22 protein-coding genes are annotated in these 21,429 nt (G+C 40.8%); 5 read left to right on the top strand and 17 right to left on the bottom strand.

Annotated features, from left to right (window positions below):
* Positions 1–84: 84 nt before the first annotated feature.
* From H5232_RS18550 to H5232_RS18540, 3 genes are all read right to left on the bottom strand, one after another.
* On the bottom strand, positions 85–324 hold the full coding sequence (locus H5232_RS18550; RefSeq protein WP_182831310.1) for a hypothetical protein: 240 nt from the start codon (positions 322–324) through the stop codon (positions 85–87).
* A gap of 117 nt (positions 325–441) precedes the next feature.
* Entirely contained in the window at positions 442–1,719 is a 1,278-nt protein-coding gene (locus H5232_RS18545; protein ID WP_182831309.1) for an HNH endonuclease, read from the bottom strand.
* Positions 1,720–2,031: 312 nt separating this feature from the next.
* Positions 2,032–2,505, bottom strand: coding sequence for a VOC family protein (locus H5232_RS18540; protein ID WP_145237712.1), 474 nt, complete (start codon positions 2,503–2,505; stop codon positions 2,032–2,034).
* 190 nt (positions 2,506–2,695) lie between these two features.
* Here H5232_RS18540 and H5232_RS18535 point away from each other — a divergent pair, with 190 nt between their 5' ends.
* The gene (locus H5232_RS18535; protein ID WP_182831308.1) at positions 2,696–3,307 is read left to right on the top strand and encodes an SDR family oxidoreductase; all 612 of its coding nucleotides are present in this window, start codon (positions 2,696–2,698) and stop codon (positions 3,305–3,307) included.
* Between the two features lie 192 nt (positions 3,308–3,499).
* On the opposite strand, the gene H5232_RS18530 is transcribed toward H5232_RS18535, so the two are convergent.
* A complete protein-coding gene (locus H5232_RS18530; protein ID WP_182785239.1) occupies positions 3,500–5,236 on the bottom strand; it encodes a DUF4153 domain-containing protein in 1,737 nt (578 codons plus the stop codon).
* A 58-nt stretch (positions 5,237–5,294) separates the two neighbouring features.
* The gene (locus H5232_RS18525; protein ID WP_182831307.1) at positions 5,295–5,993 is read right to left on the bottom strand and encodes a tRNA1(Val) (adenine(37)-N6)-methyltransferase; all 699 of its coding nucleotides are present in this window, start codon (positions 5,991–5,993) and stop codon (positions 5,295–5,297) included.
* Positions 5,994–6,069: 76 nt separating this feature from the next.
* Between H5232_RS18525 and srmB the strand changes: the two genes are divergently transcribed.
* The gene (srmB, locus tag H5232_RS18520) at positions 6,070–7,302 is read left to right on the top strand and encodes an ATP-dependent RNA helicase SrmB (protein ID WP_145237725.1); all 1,233 of its coding nucleotides are present in this window, start codon (positions 6,070–6,072) and stop codon (positions 7,300–7,302) included.
* A gap of 404 nt (positions 7,303–7,706) precedes the next feature.
* Positions 7,707–8,030 (top strand): BON domain-containing protein, encoded by a 324-nt coding sequence (locus H5232_RS18515; RefSeq protein WP_182740689.1) that lies wholly within the window; start codon positions 7,707–7,709, stop codon positions 8,028–8,030.
* A gap of 174 nt (positions 8,031–8,204) precedes the next feature.
* Here H5232_RS18515 and H5232_RS18510 read toward each other — a convergent pair whose 3' ends face one another.
* The 4 genes from H5232_RS18510 to yaaA all read right to left on the bottom strand — a co-directional run bounded on the left by H5232_RS18510 (position 8,205) and on the right by yaaA (position 12,762).
* Complete coding sequence (locus H5232_RS18510; RefSeq protein ID WP_182831306.1) at positions 8,205–10,214, bottom strand: alpha-amylase family protein; 2,010 nt, start codon at positions 10,212–10,214, stop codon at positions 8,205–8,207.
* A gap of 298 nt (positions 10,215–10,512) precedes the next feature.
* Positions 10,513–10,707, bottom strand: a complete 195-nt coding sequence (locus H5232_RS18505) for a DUF1289 domain-containing protein (protein WP_182831305.1) — start codon at positions 10,705–10,707, stop codon at positions 10,513–10,515.
* Positions 10,708–10,967: 260 nt separating this feature from the next.
* Positions 10,968–11,882: a mechanosensitive ion channel family protein gene (locus tag H5232_RS18500; RefSeq protein ID WP_182831304.1), complete on the bottom strand. Its 915-nt coding sequence runs from the start codon at positions 11,880–11,882 to the stop codon at positions 10,968–10,970.
* A gap of 100 nt (positions 11,883–11,982) precedes the next feature.
* Positions 11,983–12,762, bottom strand: a complete 780-nt coding sequence (gene yaaA, locus H5232_RS18495; protein ID WP_149983400.1) for a peroxide stress protein YaaA — start codon at positions 12,760–12,762, stop codon at positions 11,983–11,985.
* Positions 12,763–13,012: 250 nt separating this feature from the next.
* On the opposite strand from yaaA, the gene tal reads away from it, so the two are divergent.
* Together tal and H5232_RS18485 are read left to right on the top strand one after the other, a co-directional pair.
* On the top strand, positions 13,013–13,963 hold the full coding sequence (gene tal, locus H5232_RS18490) for a transaldolase (protein ID WP_145242912.1): 951 nt from the start codon (positions 13,013–13,015) through the stop codon (positions 13,961–13,963).
* 177 nt (positions 13,964–14,140) lie between these two features.
* Entirely contained in the window at positions 14,141–14,329 is a 189-nt protein-coding gene (locus tag H5232_RS18485; protein ID WP_145242910.1) for a DUF3545 family protein, read from the top strand.
* A gap of 176 nt (positions 14,330–14,505) precedes the next feature.
* Here the strand turns inward: H5232_RS18485 and ung are convergent, their stop codons facing one another.
* The 8 genes from ung to H5232_RS18445 all read right to left on the bottom strand — a co-directional run.
* The gene (gene ung, locus H5232_RS18480) at positions 14,506–15,168 is read right to left on the bottom strand and encodes a uracil-DNA glycosylase (RefSeq protein ID WP_145242908.1); all 663 of its coding nucleotides are present in this window, start codon (positions 15,166–15,168) and stop codon (positions 14,506–14,508) included.
* A complete protein-coding gene (locus tag H5232_RS18475; RefSeq protein ID WP_149983399.1) occupies positions 15,165–16,022 on the bottom strand; it encodes a cobalamin-binding protein in 858 nt (285 codons plus the stop codon). Before H5232_RS18475 ends, ung begins: the two co-directional genes overlap by 4 nt.
* Positions 16,022–16,621, bottom strand: a complete 600-nt coding sequence (cobO, locus tag H5232_RS18470; protein ID WP_145242905.1) for a cob(I)yrinic acid a,c-diamide adenosyltransferase — start codon at positions 16,619–16,621, stop codon at positions 16,022–16,024. Before cobO ends, H5232_RS18475 begins: the two co-directional genes overlap by 1 nt.
* Positions 16,605–18,107 carry a cobyric acid synthase gene (locus H5232_RS18465; RefSeq protein ID WP_182794099.1) on the bottom strand — a complete coding sequence of 501 codons (1,503 nt, stop codon included), beginning with the start codon at positions 18,105–18,107 and terminating at the stop codon, positions 16,605–16,607. The genes cobO and H5232_RS18465 overlap by 17 nt, the downstream gene beginning before the upstream one ends.
* Complete coding sequence (gene cobU, locus H5232_RS18460) at positions 18,107–18,634, bottom strand: bifunctional adenosylcobinamide kinase/adenosylcobinamide-phosphate guanylyltransferase (RefSeq protein WP_145242903.1); 528 nt, start codon at positions 18,632–18,634, stop codon at positions 18,107–18,109. Before cobU ends, H5232_RS18465 begins: the two co-directional genes overlap by 1 nt.
* Positions 18,631–19,428: an adenosylcobinamide-GDP ribazoletransferase gene (locus tag H5232_RS18455; RefSeq protein ID WP_182794049.1), complete on the bottom strand. Its 798-nt coding sequence runs from the start codon at positions 19,426–19,428 to the stop codon at positions 18,631–18,633. The genes cobU and H5232_RS18455 overlap by 4 nt, the downstream gene beginning before the upstream one ends.
* Positions 19,428–20,492 (bottom strand): nicotinate-nucleotide--dimethylbenzimidazole phosphoribosyltransferase, encoded by a 1,065-nt coding sequence (gene cobT / locus H5232_RS18450; protein ID WP_182794048.1) that lies wholly within the window; start codon positions 20,490–20,492, stop codon positions 19,428–19,430. Before cobT ends, H5232_RS18455 begins: the two co-directional genes overlap by 1 nt.
* 4 nt (positions 20,493–20,496) lie before the next feature.
* A partial coding sequence (locus H5232_RS18445) for an iron ABC transporter permease (protein ID WP_182831303.1) occupies positions 20,497–21,429 on the bottom strand: 933 nt, incomplete at its 5' end.

The following is a 21,429-nucleotide window of genomic DNA, read 5'->3' as shown; positions in this document are numbered from 1 at the left end:
ATCGGCAAAATCATTAAGAACACAAAAGTGATCATTATCGCGTAATTTTCGTGATCAAAGCTTAATGAGAATAAGCGATCAAAGTTAATGCCATTGGGTGATCAAAGCTGGTGAGAATATGCATCCATCAAAGCCAAAACACGCAGGCATTGGTTTTGGTAGGTGCGCATCGAAAAACTTACTTACTCTGTGAAGCTTTACATAGTCATAAGTAGAGCTATTTATTTCTTCTAGGCTAGGCTCCCATGTATCAGATTCATCGCGAGAAATTAGCCTAAACGGTTTGAAGTTCGAGATCAAAATTGGAATATTAACTTCGCTCATAAATTACCCGATACTTTTGTGGCATATAACGCCCGCAGCACGCGCGACTTTGGAATGGAGGCGAAGCCGCAATGGAAAAGCCGTCGCTGTGCCTGCGATTGTTAGATGTGAAGCCGCTCATAGCTTTGATACTTGCCGAAATTCCTCGCGAACAGCGATTATTTGCACCAACCTACCGGACGGCATGACTTTTATGAACACCTCTTCTTGGAGTGGTATGGTGTGGGCTATGCCACCTCCCTCCAACGCTTCTGATGTAACCAAGTGTTCTGATGCTTTCATTTTTTCATATAGATCAAAATCCAAAGGGTTGCCGAGTCTATTAAAAACAGGAAAAACTGTCTCTGCTCTATGGAAATCAAAATCGGCATCAGACTGTAAATCTAGGAATTCTTTAAGTGCGCTTTCAGATGGAAAATAGTACTGAAACCTGAGCTCAGGCGGAGCGTAGATTTCCTGGATAAGCTGCTCTGGGTATACCTTCCTGAAAGTTTTTCCTTCTATATCGTTTACACCAATTACAGCCAGATCATCAGGGTAAGGCGAACTCGAAAGACTGACACCGACAGAGAACATCCCATGAAGGTGCACCAAACATATTAGACCACGAGTTTTAGATCCAACAATAATCAGATAGTGCTTTTTACTTTCAAAATCCAGATATTCGCGCATACCATCAAAGAGTTTATGATCGAACCCATCCCCAATGGACACAAATTTTTCCACTGAGTCGTAGTCAGCATTCTTCAAAACTCTGGATATCTCTAGGGCGGATGTATCTGAAAAATACTCTTTGACGGTATCTACCGCGAATTCATAGGCTATTTTTAACAATCCAATTTTGAATTCAGCCAGGTCAATTGAGATTGAGCATTTAATGCTTGGTCGCTCTATTGTTTGGACGCTACGATCTAATCCTTTGAACTGGTCGATCGGAATCTGTAGTTTTTTTGATATTTTCTGAAGTATTCCATCCAGTTTTCTTTCATCCGAAGCATCTATACAAATGCTGACTCTAGTTCCACCTCCTTCAGCTTTTGATTCTTCGTAGCTAACATTGGTGATCGTATAGGGAACGGGCTTGCCATCCTCGTCAAGCCTTAGCTGAACTTTTTTGCCCTCATCCTCGGCAAATTGGTGTGTTCCTGAAAATGGATTTGGTAACTTTCCTGATTTCCCCCGCAAGCCAAGCAGGTATCTCTGAAAATGGGCAAACTGGTGATTTACAAGCTTTGAATCAACACTTGAACCTAGGTCGGAATTGCAATCTTTACAGACCGTGTAGATGTGGTAATACCCCCCAAGCGCATCTGGAATCACGTGCTCATCAGAAAAGCTATTCGTTTCTTCCCTGCAAATTATGCAGCAGTTTCCCACCGAGCCACCCCATTTCATATAACAGCTTATTCAAAGGATCTAAACCCGCGAGTTGCAGACAGTAAACCCTTTGAGCTTTTTAATACTTTTAGTCTAACTCTGTATCTAAATGTAAATCAAGAGATTTATATTTGTTGTTTTTTTGTTATTGTAAAATACAAGAAATAACCCCGCGAGTTGTTGAAAAAACAAACACGATTTATAAATGCAAGAAAATAAAGCACATAAAATAAAAGTGACACTCACATTAAAAACTACTCATAGCTGTCTTTCAGATGAAATATAAACCTATTTTTCAAAACTATGAGATCAGATATCAGCCACTATAATTTATGCGTCTTCTTCTTTACTGATCAGATCAACCATGCGTTGACTAATCTCGTCATCGCTAAGGTCTTCTTTATGAGTGCCTATTGTCCATACATGGCCAAATGGGTCTTGTAATGTACCGGCCCTATCACCGTAAAATTGGTCATGTACTGGGCGTATTTCTTTACCACCTAAGGCAACCGCATTAGCAAATACGGCATCTACATCTGCAACGTAAAGCATTAAGCTCACAGGCGTGCCGCCAAGCTCATCAGGGCTTTTAAAATGCGCTTCAGGGCACATATCTGAAAGCATAATATGCGAATCACCAATTTTAATTTCTGCGTGAGCAATCCCGCCATCTGGCAGCGGCATTTGCATAATGAGCTGGGCATTAAATACCTTCTCATAATACTCGATTGCTTTTGCTGCGCCGTTAATTATCAAGTAAGGAGTAATTGCATGATACCCCTTTGGTATTGCTGAAACCGTCATTTTACGCTCCAAATATGTGACCTTATTAAATAAAGGTTAGTCGATATCAGCTGAAAGTCAGCTTTACAAAAATGAAAACTAAATACTCTGGTTTAAGTAATAAAGTGGTTCTAGCCCTTTAAAAATAAATATCTCCCCCAAGGTCTATAAACACAGTGAGCAATTTAGCTATTTTTTGAAGGAGTTAATGATGAGCAAAACATTAATCATAGGCGCAAGTGGCCAGATTGGTAAAATAACGACACAGTTACTACTTAATGATCAGCATCAGGTTGTCGCTCTCGTACGTGATAAAAATAAGTTAAGCGATTTAAGCAGTCCCTACCTCAGCGTAACTGAGCAAGATCTCGAGGGTGACTTTAGCCAAGCATTTGCAGGCTGCGAACAGGTAATTTTTGTTGCCGGTTCTGGCGGAAATACCGGCGATGATAAAACATTATTAATTGATTTATGGGCTGCGGTTAAAGCCGTAAATTATGCAAAGCAATATGATATAAAAAACTTTATTATGGTCAGTTCAATTGGCGCAGATGATCCTGATGCAACAGAAAGCGATTTAAAACCTTACTTAGTTGCTAAACATATGGCTGACGAACATCTAATCAGTAGCGGCCTAAATTATACTATTGTACGCCCAGGTTCACTTACCAACGACAGTGCTTCATTGCAAATCACCACACAACGGCCAAGTGAACGTAAAGATGCAAAAGTCAGCCGTGAAAACGTGGCAAATGCCTTGTTGCAAGTGGTAAAAACGGCTCCTGGTGACAACCGAATATTTGAGTTATTTGATGCCAATTAAAGCCAGTATCTGGCTGTAATTACCGAAATACCAGGAGCTATAGCAGAATAATTTTCTGTATGCTCCTGCTGTTACTTAGCCTAACAATATTTATTAGTTTGGTGATTCAATGTATTACGCTAAACGTTATTGCGTTGAACTTTATATTGAATTACTAACTAATATTTTGAACACTCTGACCTTAAACCCTGTTTAGTAATCAATATCACTCCTGACTTTAAACAGCACATCGCCAATTTTCAAATCATTATATTTGGGTTGTGCAACCTCAATGTCATCTGCATCAATCAGTGTTTTTAGTAATTTAATTTGCTCGGGATTATCGATAGTCATGTATTTTGATTGCCATTGAGTACCATCATGAAACCACAGATTAGCTTCAGTTGAGTTATTCGTTTCATCTATAAATACATAATCGAGTTGTTCATCTTGATCTAAATCTATGGCGATAAAATAAAATGAATGACTTTTAAGCGGTGTCCAGCGGTTGAAATGTAAGCTCTCGAATACAGCCTGAATCAACTCATCCGAAAACACCTGCTGCCCAGGCCAAAACGTCGAGTGCGTAACAAACTCTGTTATTGATGTTTGCTCGGCTAAAGCCTCAAACTCTGGATTATCTGGGTTGACATACATTCGCTCAATGATCATTGCTTGCTCTGGATGAGTACTTTGAATTTGCGCTTGTAACTTTTGCATTGCAAGATAGCCTTGGCGTCCTAAATTACTTGAGAAGTAATAATAATCAAATTCTTCAATACTCACGTCACCTTCATTTAAGCGCGCGATTTGACTCTCGGTAGATAAACGCTGAAAATTCAAAACTGGCGAGTTCACTAGTAGCATAAATATTAAAATCACTACCCCCATCACAATATTAACTTTGCTTTGCACTTGTTGCCATGCATCGCGCTTTTTAACGATCCCGACTAAATACCCGAATGAAAAACACGCAAGTAAAAGACACACTAAAATAGCCCAGCAGCGACCCACCGTGATCCCGTATTGTTCAACTCTAAGCCAAATGCCATAAGCGGCAATCACACTGTAAATTGGTAATAAAGCAATACCAAAAAATACTAACCTGTGTATTACAATTTTATAAGGTCGCTGATCAGCAGCGTATTGATAAACCGTATTCACAAAAAATAAAGTGAGTACCTGTAACCATAAAACTAACGAGCTACCACTGCCTGTTTGCCATAATTTATCTAGCCCCGTAAACGGTAGCGTCGCTAAAAAGCCTAAAGAAATAACCGTAAGTACTGGCAGTAAAAACTTAATCAAGGTTTGCAATAAAAATGAGATGTTATCTTCTATATGCATGACCCCTCTAAAGATCACCGTGGCAAAACCGAACGCTAAGGTTAAAGTTGGGATCCAAAACCAGTCTTTTTTGAGTAGCTCAGAGAAAAATGTAATCTCTAACGCATTAAATAGCGCCGCTCCTAACTGCAAAATTCCCCAGAAAATTAAAACGAATAACCAACACTCTGCAAATAAAATAAAGTTACGCCATGAGAGCTTGAATAATTGGCTATAACTAATTGCTTCATTACCAATCAGTTGTTGGATATACATAAGTGCTTTAAAGCTGGCAATTAAGGCTGTGAATATAAAAATGGCCGTTAAAGCATCGTTATTAACCAGCGCAATAGGGTATTGCTGAGCACCAATATAAGCACCAAGGAGTGATAACAACAGACTAAATGGTAACAAGTAACTAAGCAGTTTTTTAATATTAGCTTGCTCTACAGCAAGTAAAGTCAGTAGCACAAAACTAATGGTAAAAGTAACTAAAGAAAACAACCAAACTGGCTCTGTCGCAGGCCATAGCTGATTTTCAACACTACGATATAACAAAGTAAGAACAATGCCTTGCACTAAGGAAAGTACAAAAATAAAAGGTTTAGGTAGTTGATTATCCATATCTATCACTGAGGTTTTTCACCAGTGTGCGATAAATGTACCTGTTTTTCAATGATGATTACATTTTCAAGTAAAAGTCTTTACATAAAGCTATATACTCATCGCTATATTGAGCCCCTTGACCATGAATCGTTAAACTGGTCAGCTCGCATTCTTGCATCTGATAAGCAAAGCACATTAAGCTCCTGCTCGGCGCTTTAGTGGCAGTAGTTTGTACTAAACAATGGCGCACTAAATACAAACCTTGTAATTGCGCTTGTGCAATAAACAACTGCGCTTCTGGGCAAGGTAGGATCACATTTAAAAAAGCATTTTGGTGACTAAGGTGTTTGAACGCAGTGATTAACTCACTAAAACTTAAGCTATCTGTATGACGTGCGGTATTACGAGCTAAGTCCTGCCCTTTTAAACTGGCATTAAAATACGGAGGGTTACTGATCACAACATCAAACTCAGTTGTGGTGGTTACTTGCTGAATAGCTTTTTGCATCAATTTAATATCGGGCCATGAGCTATTTGTAAAATTTTGCTGCGCATCAGCACATGCATTGGCATCAATTTCAACAGCATTAACCTGCATAGTTGGTTTGCGTTGCTTGCACATTAATGCCAACAACCCAGTACCTGTGCCAATATCAAGTAACCGCTGTGAAGTAGTTAAGTCAGCCCATGCACCGAGTAAAATTCCATCCGTCGAGACCTTCATCGCACTGCGCGTTTGCGCTACTTTAAATTGTTTAAACACAAAGCCTGACATTTTTTCACCTTTTCATTCACCAACTGGCGGATAGCGCGTATAATTACCAGCAATTGTCCTCTATTTTTGACACTCTATGCAATTTTCTGATTTTGATATTGATAACAAGATACTACAAGCCGTTGCTAAAATGGGTTACGAAACCCCAACTAGCATTCAACAACAAGCGATCCCTGAAGCGCTGCAAGGCCGTGATATTTTAGCCTCCGCACCAACCGGTACTGGTAAAACAGCGGCATTTTTGATCCCGGCGATTCAATACTTACTTGATTTCCCGCGTCGCGAGCCTGGTTTTGCCCGTGTTTTGATCATGACTCCAACGCGCGAGTTAGCTTATCAAATTCATGAACAGTGTGAACTACTTGCTAAAGGCACTAACCTTAAAATTGGTGTTGTTACTGGCGGTATTAACTACGGTACGCATAAAGAAATTTTTGAAAAAAATAACGATATATTAATCGCCACACCAGGGCGATTAATGGAATATTTAGAAACCGAAAACTTTCATGCCGAAAACGTCGAGATGCTTATTTTAGACGAAGCAGACCGCATGTTAGACATGGGCTTTCGTAAAGAAATGATGCGTATTTGTGAAGAAGCAAAAAATCGTCGTCAGTGCTTTTTATTCTCAGCCACTCTTGAAGGCGATAGCGTTGAACGATTTGCAGAGCAAATTTTAAAAGATCCAGCCCTATTAGAAGCTGAATCTTCACGTAAAGAAAAAGCTAAAATCCACCAATGGGTACACATTGCTGATGATTACAACCATAAATTAGCAATGTTGGTTGAAATACTAAACAGTGAAGACTTAAGCAAAGCTATTGTGTTTGTTAAAACCCGTGATCGCCTAGAAACATTAGTCGGCGAGCTGACCAATGCTGGGGTTCGCGCAGCCTGGTTACGTGGCGAGATGCCACAAGACAAACGCATGAAGGCAATGGAAAATTTCCACAGTGGCCGTACAAGAATATTAGTTGCGACTGATGTTGCCGCCCGCGGTATTGATGTGGCTGATATTAGTCATGTGATCAACTTTGATATGCCACGCACAGCAGACGTGTATGTTCACCGTATTGGCCGCACTGCTCGCGCAGGTAAGAAAGGCATTGCAATTTCGTTAGTAGAAGCCCATGACATTGCAGTATTAGCAAAAATTGAACGCTACATTGAGCTGCGCCTTAAACGCCGTGTTGTTAAAGGATTTGAGCCGCGTCATAAAGAAGCTAAAGCGCCAATCAAAAAACATAAAGATCCGGTAAAAATCAAAGCCCGTAAAAAGGCCAAAGCAAAAGCCAAGAAAAAGAAATAATTCATCTGCTTTGACGCTACATAAAAAGCCGAGACTTATCATAGTCTCGGCTTTTTACATTCAGTTTTACCTACTCGCAGTAAGTTATTAAACCCTCTCATAGCAGTCATGCAAATTAATTATCTTGTGCTCCCCATTTAGCTTGCTCATTACAAGCTTGCAGCTACGACCATCACTTAACAAAAAATATATTGCATCGCTATAGCTGCACTAAACAGCAACTACAAATCTAAATTAGTTAGCTAATCGCCGTACTTTTTACTCAGTTGAATGTAAAAAATTCCAAAAACATTACCCGAACTTAAAATACCCCTTCAATTTCAATGCGTTAAAGTTGGAATAAATATTGTAACAGTAAGCTTACTATTCACTAAACACATACAATAGATGTTATGAGGGAAATCATGGACCGCTTCAAATTAACTGTATCATTGGTATCACTATGCTGTGTATTTTTACTCGCCTGCGCAACGCAAGTCAGTGCAGCCACTAGTACAATTATGATCAGCAGCGTTTCTCCTCAACCAACACTACAGCAGACTATAATTGATAAACTGCGCAGCAATCCAAACCTAAACCTCTCGCAACTGCGAGTACACGTTGATGGCAACAAAGTAGCCATTTATGGTCTAACCGAAACCGGCTTTGAACGCGCACTGGCACAAAAGTTTTTAGAAAACACCCAAGGTGTGGCAATTATTGAAAATAAAATGCAGGTGAGAGATTGAAGAGTTTAAAGCTGCTAGGCTAAAGATTAAAGAGTTAAAGCAACTGATTTTCTGGTGATTCAACTTAGGTTTACTTAAAACACAGAAAACGCAAATCTCCAGAACATGACTTACAAAGTAAAATCCCAGCTAAACGCATACTTATGGTTTAGCTGGGGTTTAGCTGTAATAAAATTAGAAATTGCGTATTTCTACCGTTGAATTATTAAACTCAAATTTATTAATTTTGCCGCATTGAGCAACATGATTAGTACTAGCATAAGGGGGGTTTGCTTGCGCGATATTGCCCTCCCAGCCCTGACCATTTTTAATAAACGCTTTTACCTCAAACCATCCATTAACCGCTTTGCTGCAATCCATATCAACATCAAGCAGCCAATAATGTTCACCCCAAATATTCAGTGGTGTAACACCAAATCCATCATTAGCAACGGTTTTTTCTGCTCCCCAAGTTGCTGGCCAAATATTAGTTGTCCAATCGGTTGCGGTCCCTTGCGCCTCAATACTTTGGCCCGTTTCAATACCATACCAATCTAGGTAATTATCGTTTGCTTTCCAAGGACTGGTAGTGGCACTTTGCAAATTATTATGGCGAATTGTCATAGCACATTCATAGTTGCTTGTTTGGCAGTTACGCCCAAGGTTTGTGTTTGCATAAACATGGTCAATCCCGCCGCGAATAAACATATCTTGGCCAGTTTGCGTTTGTGCGTTAATAAATATCACAGTTCGCTGCCAATCACTCTGAGGATCAGGGGTTGAGTTAGTGTTTAACTTGGCATTTTTATGAATAGCCATTGCATCACACGCGGCTACATTTAAGTTTATAGTGCCATTTGCATTAACAGTAATAACTTCACCAGTACAACTTGTTGCATCATTAGTCAGCGCTCCTTTTAGCACGTTACAGTATTGCCCTGGAGCCATATCTGTTTGCACGGTAGTATTGAGTGTTGAGCCTTCTTTATTAATGGCAACATGACCTGAACTTCCTCTACCAAAGGCTATTTGATTGTTAGTATTATCCCACCAATTGGTTGTTGCCCAGTTATCAGCCGTATTATTTCTAAAATCTACGCCACCTGCAATGTATGCCCAACGATGCTCACATTGCCAATTACTCGCAAAGCATTCTAAATTACCGTTATTATGCACAGGTACGCTTGGACCACCAGCATCTGTGTCACCATGATAGTCGTAACTAGACATTACTTTTGGATAACCATACGGGTAAGCCAACATAAATACGTTTGCTAAGTCGTACAAGCGGCCATCTTCAAAGGTAATTACATTACCGGCACCACCATGACCGCGTTGATTATCATGATTATCTACAAATACTACAGCTGATGCACTTGGCATAAACCCCCACCCTTCACCAAAATTACTTAACCATGCGAGCGAGCCATTCCTAAAGGTATTGCCAAGTTCAGTGCTGTATTTAAACTCCGTAACTAAACCTGACGCTAAATACTCAGAGGCACCAACAGCCTCGCCACCTTGATCAATTACTTCTTGAAAGACCACTGGCGAGCCATTCACTTTCGCCATTAAACTTTGAATATCACTGGCTGCAACATGTTTAGAGGCATCAAACCGAAACCCCTTAACACCAATGGCTTGTAATTCATTAATGTAAGCCGCTAATGTGTTTTGGACATACGTTGCAGCGGTATCTAAATCTGCTAGTCCAACTAACTCACAGTTTTGTACTCGGTAACGATCGTTGCCGTAGTCAGAGCCATTAATGGTGCAACTGGTGTGAAAGTCTTGTGGGCTATAAATTGGGTATTGTTTATTACCATAGGTATTACCAGCGGTACCTGTACCACTGCCTGCAGCCATATGATTGATTAAAGTATCTACATAAATATCAACGCCAGCGGCATTACAGCGATTAACCATATCAATAAACTGCTCGCGGTTACCGCCTCGGCTTTGCAATAGGTAACTGACAGGTTGATAACGCGTCCACCATTGGCTGCCTTGTATATGTTCATTAGGTGGCGATAACTGTACCGCTGCATAGCCTTTAGGTCCTAGGTATTGTTCACATTCGAGGGCTACATCTTGCCAGTTCCATTCAAATAGATGGACGAATGTTGTTGGTGTTGCATTTGCAATCGACGTAGCACTTAGGGCAATGCTTAGCCCAATAGTGGTTACTATTTTTTTAATTTTCATTGTGTGTTCCGTTGTGTTGTCAAGTAATAGGCATTCTATATTTACAAAGAATTAACAATAGAGAGGTTCTCACAAAATGAAAATTGAATACGTATGCAATCAAAAATTCAAAAACACCATCGATTATGGATGCTTAGCCAAATGCAGTGGTACGAGTATATCGCTAACTTATTCTTTGTGTGTGTTGGAGTGTTTATTAACGGGCAGTACAGAGCAGTAAAAACTAGTATACGGTTTTTATACTAATCTTGAAATTTGGGGTTAGCTTTTTCAGACTGCAGTTTGCTCTACAAAGTGATTATTTATGTTGCGCGTTTTTGCGATTTTGGCATTCATTAAGAACCTGCAGCTTTTGTGCAGGACTTACACTGTGCCACGCGAGAATTTCATCAAGGGTTCTAAAGCAACCGATACAGGTATCGTTTTTATCCAAACAACAATGCCGAATACATGGGCTACTTGGTTCTTCATTGCTCACTTTAATGTTATTCATTAATTTTACCTTCGACTTTACTTATTAGACACTAGCCTTAGTTTTAGCTCGTGTCTAATAAGTGCAGTCGATAATCGGCTAGCGATAACTAAACTATGACCACTGCCTTTTACTTGTTTTGATGCTTCGCCATAAATGCTGTCTATCAGTAGAAAACTTAATACTGGTAAATATGCGCCAATCAACAACTGTATTACCAGCTGTAAATTTGTGTAAATTAGCACTATCAACAGGTAAATATTACCTGTTGATAGAACCATTTATTGTTCTGAGTGCTGGCGCTTTTCAGTGATCATCGCATCGAGTTTTTCACCGCCTTTAATACCAAAATCAAGGGTGCGAATTGGGAATGGAATACTAATATCAGCGTCACTTAGCGCTTGTTTGACTGCCACAATTGCTTTATGGCGTACGGTCATAAAGTCTGCCTCGCCGGGGTATTTTATCCAAAACCACACCAGTAAGTTGACACTACTGTCGCCAAACCCTTCAGCATAAACAGCGGTTTCGTCTTGTTTAATTACAAAATCAAATTCATTGATTTTTTTAACTATCACCTCAGCTGCCAGCTCTGGGTCATCACCATATGAAATGCCCACCGGCACTTCAATGCGGCGTACACCTAAGGTACTGTAATTACGTAATACATTACGAAAAAGTATTTTGTTAGGCACTAAAATCAGTTGCCCATAAAAGTTTTCGATAAGCGTGTTACGCAAATTTATTGAGCGCACATTGCCAAACACATCATCGGTTTTTATAACATCGCCTGTTTTAAAGGGTTTGCGAATACCCATAGCAATACCAGCTATTAGGTTCTCGGTCATATCTTGAAAGGCAAAACCAATTGCTAAACCAACAATCCCAGCACCAGCCAGTAATGACGTTACAGTGCCTTTTAGCCCTATAAAATCGAGGGCAACAAATAACCCAACACACAGTACTATCATCTTGAATATCGATGCCATTAAGTCTGCAATTTGTTGGGAGTCTAACGAGCGGCGTAAAACATTGCGCATCATCGAACCTAAAAAACGCGCGAGAATTGAGAAAACAATGGCGATGATCACCGCCACTATAAAATTAGGTATATGACTTATTACGACATCAAACCAGCCACCGAGTTTTTCTTCAATAAGTTTTTCGGAATCGCTGATAGAAGGTATTTTTAGCATTGCTTAACCTTGATTATTTTATAAATAGTGTCAGGTTATTGCAAAATAAGCGCCAAAACTAAAAAGCCATGCATTGCATGGCTTTTAAACAGATTAATAACTAGTTTTGTTCATCTCTTAGAAATACTGGCTCCAGCTCTTTTTGGGTCGCTTCGCTACTGTAGTAGTAACCATCAACAGTAAACTTTTTTAAATCGCTTAACTGGGTAACTTTATTCTCAATAATGTAGCGAGCCATCAAGCCACGAGCTTTTTTAGCATAAAAGCTGATAATTTTATATTGGCCGTTTTTACAGTCTTTAAAGTGTGGAGTAATGATTTGCGCGTTTAAGGCTTTTTTATCAACCGCTTTAAAATACTCGTTTGATGCTAAATTTACTAGATATTGGCTATCTTGCTCAGCGAGTACGCTATTTAGTTTATCAGCAATAATACTGCCCCAAAATTCATAGAGGTTTTTACCACGGCTGTTATCAAGCTTAGTGCCCATTTCTAAGCGATACGCTTGCATTAAATCAAGTGGTTTTAATAACCCGTAAAGGCCTGACAAAATACGTAGGTGACTTTGCGCGTAATCAAGTTGCCCGGCAGTTAAGCTGTTTGCATCTAAACCACCATATACATCGCCATTAAAAGCCATCACGGCTTGTTTAGCGTTGTCGGTAGTAAACGGTTGCGACCACTCACTAAAGCGCGCAGCATTAAGGCCTGCAAGCTTATCGCTAATTTTCATTAAACTGCCAATTTGTGCCGGCGTTAATTCGCGGCACACCGTCATCAACTCTTCGCTGTGCTCAAGTAACTCAGGTTGCGTGAATTTATCAGTGCTTGCTTGGCTCTCGAAATCTAAATTTTTTGCAGGTGAAATAACAGTGATCATAGTTAGCTATTGACTTGGAAATTATTTAATGTCAATTTCAACATTAAATGAAACGAAAAGCACGTTTTGTTTATATCAATTAGTTAGAATTGATTGGTATGATACCTACCTTATTCGCACAGCAAATTATGCTATGCACCTTCGTTCTTCACTGATACGGACATAAGACCTATTAAGCGCTGTCACAGTGCTGCAGTATAAGGTAGTTACAGTAGATTTTCTTTTAACTTGCTTGGAATGAGGAAAGCAAATGACTTCAGCTCTACAAAGGCTCAAACAACATTCATCTATCGTGGCCGACACTGGTGATATTGAAGCGATTAAAAAACACCAACCGGAAGATGCAACAACTAACCCTTCATTGCTATTAAAAGCCAGTGAAATTGAAGCCTATAAGCCGTATTTAGATAAAGCGTGGAGTTATGCTAAAGAAACCGAGCAAGACGCTGCTAAACAATTAGAACTAGCCTGTGACTACTTTGCTGTATTACTAGGTAAAGAGATCAGTGACATTGTGCCGGGTTATATTTCAACAGAAGTTGATGCGCGTTTATCATTTGATACTCAAGCAACAATTGCTAAAGCACACACATTACTAAGCCTTTATGAAAAAGAAGGTGTGAGCAAAGATAAAATCTTAATCAAAGTTGCCTCAACGTGGGAAGGTATTAAAGCCGCAGAGCAACTTGAAAAAGAAGGTACTAAGTGTAACTTAACGCTGCTATTTAGTGATGCTCAAGCCCGTGCTTGTGCAGATGCTAACGTATTTTTGATTTCACCATTTGTTGGCCGTATTTTAGATTGGCACGTTGCTAACGGCTTAGAAAAACCAACTGATCCATTACAAGATCCAGGCGTGCAATCAGTACGCAGTATTTTTGAATTTTATAAGCGCCATGATTATAAAACGGTTGTTATGGGCGCAAGTTTCCGTAACACCGGTGAAATCATCGCACTAACTGGTTGCGATAAACTAACCATCAGTCCTAACCTTTTAGAAGAGCTAGGCAACCTTGAAGGTGCACAGGAGTATTTACTTGAAAGTGATATTGCTAAAGAGCCTAAACCTGCACCACTAACTGAAGCTCAGTTCCGTTGGTTACATAATCAAGATGCCATGGCGACAGAAAAACTAGCTGAAGGTATTCGTTCTTTTGCTGATGCACAAGAGCAACTAGAAGCACGTTTTAAAGCAATGTAATCGCTTTTATCGTTTAAATTAAACGTCGCATTTGCGGCGTTTTTTTATGCCTGAAAATAATCTCTATTCATTAATTTATCACTTACCTGTAACATAAATGTCACTTTTTTATTCTATTTTAGTGTGGCCTGTGGTATAGGTATTTTCGAGGTTCAAAAAATTCAATAGGAGAAGTTCATGGATAGCCTAGACGATATTTTAGAGATATTAGAAGGTCCTGATACAACAAGAAAGACCTCTCAAAAAAATAAAAAGAGAAAATGGCGCGAAATCGAAGCTTTAAAAGACAAGCAACGTTTACGTAAAGAACTACAGGAACTAGACTTTTTTACAGACAATATTGCGATTGATGAATTAGATTTTTAATTTCGCAATAGCTACTAACCAACTAAAAGGCCCTTACCGATAAAGTAAGGGCCTTTGTTTTTATCAGTTAACGTATATTCTGCGCAGAATAATAACCCCCGCCTAGATCCGTAGCTGCGATTTTACATCGCGACAAGCTTAACATTCTGCGCGGGATAAACTCGCACCTACAATTCCTAAACTTGCCAATCGATCGCTGTTTGCCCTTGCTGTGTTAATAACTGATTGGTAGCGGAAAAATGCTGGCAACCAAAGAAGCCACGATGCGCAGACAACGGCGATGGGTGCGGGCCATTTAAAATATGGTGACGCGTACTATCAATGCCTTTACCTTTCTTTTGTGCGTGAGCACCCCATAAAATAAATACCACACCTTCACAGTGTTGATTAATATGGGCAATAACCTTATCGGTAAACTGCTCCCAACCTAAGTGTTTATGGGAATGGGCTTGGCCTTGCTCAACAGTCAGTACGGTATTAAGTAAAAACACCCCTTGCTCTGCCCAGCGTTGTAAATAACCGTGCGTAGGCACGCGAAAACCATCGATATCTGTAGCCAGCTCTTTATAGATATTTTTTAATGAGGGAGGAAGTTTACCAACCTCTGGTAATACCGAAAAACACAAACCATGTGCTTGTCCTTCGCCGTGGTAAGGATCTTGTCCTAAAATAACCACTTTTATATTACTTAACGGTGTTGCATCAAATGCACTAAATACATACTGCTCTGGCGGATATACAGCAATACCTTCGCTGCGCTTTTGAGCAACTGTATCCAACGTCTGCTGCATATAAGTTTTTGCACATTCGGTTTTTAAAAAGTCTTGCCAATCACTCATTGTGGCTCCTTAATTGCAACGCGTGAATCATCTATTTTAGTACACATATCAGCAAGACCATCCAACATACGCGTGGTAAAGCGGTGTAGTAAATCAGCATTGACGCTAATAAACTGGTGGTGCTTTACCGCGGGTACTTCGGGCCATTGTGTCCAATCAATCACAGTTTGCTGCGCTTGTGACTTTTCATTAGGCAATATAATGATCTCTGGTTTTGCCACGATCACATTTTCAATACTTATCAGAGGGTAATCAGTTCGGCTGCTAGCAAATACATTACGACCTTGGCAAATTTCGATTAACTGATTGATCCAGGTATTTTTACCCACCGTCATCATCGGTTCTGCCCATAGCTGGTAAAATACCGCGACCTTACTTTTACCTTGCTGCTTGGCTTTGATTACAGCAATTTTTTGCTCAAATTCAAGTGCGGCTTGCTCGGCTGATTGCTCACGTCCAGTAAGCTCACCTAAACGGCGCAGTTCATTGGGTACTTTATCTACTTCACTCGCGTCACTGTAAATTATATCAATACCAAAACTTTTAACACGTGCTAAATCCTCAGCTTTGCTACCCGTTTTCCATGCTAAAACTAAATCAGGTTTGAGGGCCAGTAGCTTTTCTATTTGAATACCTTGGTGACCACCGATACGTGGGATATCATTGGCCGCAGCAGGGAAATCAGCATATTCCACGGTTCCCACGATTTGCTCACCAGCTCCGATGGTATAGAGGTTTTCAACAATATGCGGGGCCAAGGCGATAATTCTTAATTGCTGCTTGTTAGGATCAGCCACGAGCTTAAAGCAGCACAGAGCCAGCGATAAAACGAGTACAAGCCTAAGCGTAGCCATTAATAATCAAATCCTATTTGCGCTTTAACACCAGCATCAAATGCATGCTTAACATTGCGCACTTCACTAACAGTATCAGCTAAGTCAGTTAACTTGCGGTGCGCACCACGGCCAGTAATAATTAAAGATTGCATTGGCGGACGATTAGCGATCACTTCGAGTGCTTCGTCTAAATCAATGTAGCCGTAGGTGATCATATAAGTAATTTCATCAAGTAATACTAAATTAATTGATTCGTCAGCCAACATACGTTTTGCTTCTTGCCAAGTCGCTTGCGCCGCTGCGGTATCTGATTCTTTATTTTGCGTCTCCCAGGTAAAACCTGTGTTCATAATGGCAAATTCAACCCCTGCGCCTTGCAATACATTACGCTCACCACACGGCCAAGTACCTTTAATAAACTGGCACACAGCAGCTTTCATGCCATGGCCTACACAACGTGTTACCGTGCCAAACCCTGAGGTTGATTTACCTTTACCATTACCAGTGATCACCTGAAAAACGCCTTTCTCAGTTTGTGCTGCGGCTATACGCTCATCAACTTTATCTTTTACTTTTTGTTGGCGTTGTTGGTGCTTGTCGTTATGTGTGTCGCTCATGATTAACTCCTTCCCAGTTTTGGTAAATTTGCGTTATTTTGTCTAAATCTAAATGTTCTTTACACATCGTGGCTAAGCGCGTTAATTGCTGCTCGCGATGTGTGTCTATATCTATTAATTGGGTAATACCACTATTTGGCAATACCCAATCCAGTATTAGTTGCGTAGCTGCACTGCTATCAAATAAGCCATGTAAGTAAGTACCTGCTATACAATCATCATCTGATATAAAACCATCTTGCACAACATGCTGTGGATGCTGAGTAAATTGTAAAAAAGGCTTTTTAAATGCTGGGCCAGCGCTGCAACCGGCGTGTATTTCATAGCCTGCCACTTTTGCTTGTTGACCGCCAAGATGGATCACACCAGCAGCTTGAGTTAGTACTTTATGCTGCCCTAAATGAGTGGTAAAATCAGCGTGCCCTAAAGCTTTACAGTGTGTTTTACTTGATTCCACACCCTCAGGGTCATAAATATCTGTGCCGAGCATTTGCAAACCTCCGCAAATACCTAATAACTTACCGCCATAACGCAAGTGACGCTGAATCTGCTCGCCCCAGCCTTCATTGTTTAAAAAGGCTAAATCATTAATAACATTTTTACTGCCAGGAATGATGATCAGATCAACGTGTGGAATTGCTTGAGTATGGCGAATGTAATTAATGTCAATTTGCGGGTTTAAACGCAGCGCATCAAAATCAGTGTGGTTACTAATATGAGGAAGTAGCAATACTGCGATTTTTATTTTTGCTTGGCTTACTTGATTATCTATCGCTACCGCGTCTTCAGCATCTAGGGCGAGATCATGTAAATACGGCAACACCCCTAACACTGGTTTACCGGTGTACTCTTCAAGCCAATCAAGGCCACCTTGTAATAAGCCTATATCGCCACGAAAACGGTTGATCACAAAGCCTTTTACTCGGGCTTGTTCTGACTCGCTTAATAGCGCAAGAGTACCGACCAAATGCGCAAACACACCGCCTTTATCTATATCTGCAATAATGATCACGGGGCAATCAACCGCTTCGGCGTAACCCATATTAGCAATATCACCCGCACGTAGATTAATTTCAGCCGGACTGCCCGCACCTTCAACTACCAGTAGCTCAAACTCTTCGCTTAAACGCTGTTGCGAAGCCAGTACCGCATCCATCGCGACTTTTTTATAATCATGATAAGCACCTGCTTCCATATTACTAATGGCTTTACCGTGAATTATCACTTGAGCGCCAGTATCACTATTGGGCTTGAGTAAAATGGGGTTAAAATCAACCCGTGGCGCCACTTTAGCTGCAATCGCCTGTAGTGCTTGCGCACGACCTATTTCGCCGCCATCTTCTGTTACAGCGCTGTTTAAGGCCATATTTTGCGGTTTGAATGGAGCAACTTTGATCCCGCGTTCAACAAATACTCGGCACAATGCTGCAACTAAAGTACTTTTCCCTGCATCAGAAGTAGTACCTTGTACCATTAATGTTTTCATCATGACTGCCCTTTCAGTGTTAAGGCAAGACCTGCCATTATAAATTCAACTCGCGCAGCTTTTGCGGCAATGGCTTGATGTAACCAGCCTGATTCATCTACAAACCGGCGGCTTAGCTCGCCCAAAGGCACAATACCGTGGCCAACTTCGTTACTGACAAAAATCACTTGCCCCGGTAAATTTTCAAGGGTATTTAGTAGTGCTGATTTCTGTTCATCCCAACAATCACTTGTGGCGTGACATAAACAGTTACTTAACCATAAGGTTAAGCAATCAACTAAAATACAGTTATCTTTGCTGCTGTGTGTTTGTAACGCTTCAGCCAATGCAATTGGCTCCTCAACTAACGGCCAATCGACAGGGCGCTGTTGTTGATGATGGACTATACGATCTTGCATTTCAGTATCGTGGGCTTGCGCCGTTGCGAGGTAAATAACGCTTTTATTGCTTTGCTGTGCAAGCTGTTCAGCAAAGCGGCTTTTTCCACTGCGTGCGCCGCCTAAAATAAATGTGTGGTTAGCGTTCATAATACACTCACAAAAGTTAAGTAAATGGCAATTTCACTTAGCTGCTGCGCGGCACCTAAACAATCGCCAGTGTAACCACCTAACTGCTGTTTAAACCAGCGGATCAAAATGACTCTTAGGATCAGTAATACTGCTACAAGAATGAATACGGTTTGCCATAACAATACACCAACAGCAATCAAGCTAACCAGTAAAGTAGCGGCGGTTACAAGTAACGTAACTAAACTAGTGACCGATAGGTGCATAGCAAGCGGCTTTACTTTTGAAGTCGCATCTTCACTTACATACTCCATCCCCATAATTAAACTGGTTGCCACTACTCGGCTTACACATTGCCCGATAACAATTGCACTCAATACAGTAATCAATGACTCACTAAGAAAGAGTAGGCTTTGAAATTTAACCAGCAGCATAATAAATAATGCCGCAGCACCATAAGTACCAAGACGACTATCTTTCATAATGGCAAGCTTTTGCGACACCTGCCAACCACCGCCAAAACCATCCCATACATCGGCCCAGCCATCTTCATGAAATGCGCCTGTTAATAACAACCCGGCCGCCATCATTAGTAATACACTTATTGATGCTGGTAACAGTAATTGAAAAACGCCGTAGCTGAGTGCTAATAATCCACCAAGCAGTAAACCCACTAAAGCAAAATAGCGACTTGCTTGATTTAAATGAGCACCGCTTACATTAAAGCGCAACTGCACCGGTAGCCGGGTTAAAAAGCTAATTGCTAATAACAGTAACTGCCATTGCGTTACTTTATTTGCCTCTGGGTTAGGCATTAACTGACAACCTGCTTAACACCAGCATCAGCAAAACTAGCCATCTGATTATAAAAACCAAGTGCGGCTTGCAATAATGGTAAACTTAACGCAGCGCCAGTGCCTTCACCCAAGCGTAAATCAAGTTGCAGCAGTGGCTTAACATCGAGTACGTTCAACATCAGTCGATGGCCTTGCTCATTTGAGCAATGTGCAAAAATTAAATAATCTTTCACTGCTGGGTTAATATTAATTGCGGCCATTGCCGCAGCACTACAAATAAAGCCATCAACTACTACAGCCATGCCTTGCTCAGCCGCAGCCAACATAGCTCCCGTAATATGCACAATTTCAAAGCCACCTAACGCTGCAAGTAGTGAAATAGGATCTGCTAAATGTAACTGATGCAATACCAGCGCTTGCTCTACAACTGTTATTTTACGCGTAACAATATCATCACTAACACCCGTGCCTTTGCCAACACACTGCTGTGCAGGTAAATTCAGCATAGCTGCCATAATCGCTGCTGCACTGGTGGTATTACCTATGCCCATTTCGCCAAAGGCAATTGTATTACAACCACTATGACTGAGCTGTTGCACCAGCTGTTTAGCATTATTAAAGCCTTGCTGTACCTGCGCGGTATTCATTGCCATGTCTGTATTAAGTGGCTTTGTTATACTTCCTAGACGGCAATTATGGACACTTGGCGCTGTGACTGGATGCAAAATACCACAATCAATCACTTCTAATTGCCAACCTAACTGTTGGCAAAAGACATTAATAGCGGCACCACCGCTGACAAAATTAGCTACCATTTGTGAGGTGACATCACTGGGCGCTATCGATACCCCTTGTGCAGCAACACCATGATCTCCTGCAAATACCAGCAAAGTAGGCTTATTGATTGCAGGTGCAAAGGTTTTAAAAGCATCTTCGCTTGCCACTTTTTGGCTAAACAAAGTAACCAGTTGTATTGCACATTGTTCTAACTGTCCAAGTGCACCAAGCGGTTTAGTTTTTTGGTTAATCTTATCAATGATGAGGTGACCAAATTGATTAGTTACTGTGGGTATATTAAACATCTGACTAACTCTCTCGCTTGCGAAAATAAAGTAACGATAAAAAGAAAATACTGCCTATTGCAGAAGTAATAACACCGATTGGCAATTCTTGATTTGCAAGTAAAACACGCGATAGCACATCAACCCACACCATAAATATACCGCCAACTAAAGCCGTCATGATCAAACCAGTAATAGTGCCTTGCGACACAAAAAACCGTACTATATGCGGGATCATCAAACCAACAAAACCAATACCACCACACATCGCCACTAACACTGCAGTGATCAATGAGCTCAATACCAACATTAATAACCGAAACCGCTGTACCGGTATTCCTAAAGTTGCAGCACTTTCATCACCTAGTAACATTGCATTTAGTTGCCGACGAAAACCCATCATCAGCCCGGTGCAACTAATAATAACTAAAGCGGGTAACCATAACGTTGACCATTGTGCGCGAGCAAAGCTGCCTAGCGTCCAAAATAAAATAGCCGTGATCGCCTGCGGATCACTAAAATATAAAAGTAAGCTGGTAAAGGCACTGAATAAAAAGGATAAAGCGACCCCAGCCAAGAGCATGCTTTCAACTTGTCCGCGACCTGCTCGTCCGGCAATAAAAACCAGTAATAACATAGTCAATAAACTACCAACAAATGCCGCGGCCGACATTGTTATTCCCGCGCTGGCTCCTGTTAGTGTCATAAAACATACCACACCAAATGAGGCTCCCGATGAAATACCAAATAAGTAAGGATCGGCTAACGGGTTACGGGTTACGGTTTGTAAAATTAAAACAGCAATAGCTAGACCAGAGCCAGCTAAAAACGCCAACAATGTTCGTGGCATTCGCAGTTGCCATATGATCCGCGCTATAAAGGAGTCATCTCCCTGACCTATAATACTGTGGTATACATCAATGAATTTACTGGGCGCAGCACCAAAGCTAAGTGCTAT

Origin of the sequence: Pseudoalteromonas sp. SG41-5, assembly GCF_014164495.1 — a bacterium.
GTDB lineage: Bacteria > Pseudomonadota > Gammaproteobacteria > Enterobacterales > Alteromonadaceae > Pseudoalteromonas > Pseudoalteromonas rhizosphaerae.
The sequence above is the reverse complement of the archived record's forward strand: the minus strand, read 5'-3'. Positions and strand labels throughout refer to the sequence as shown.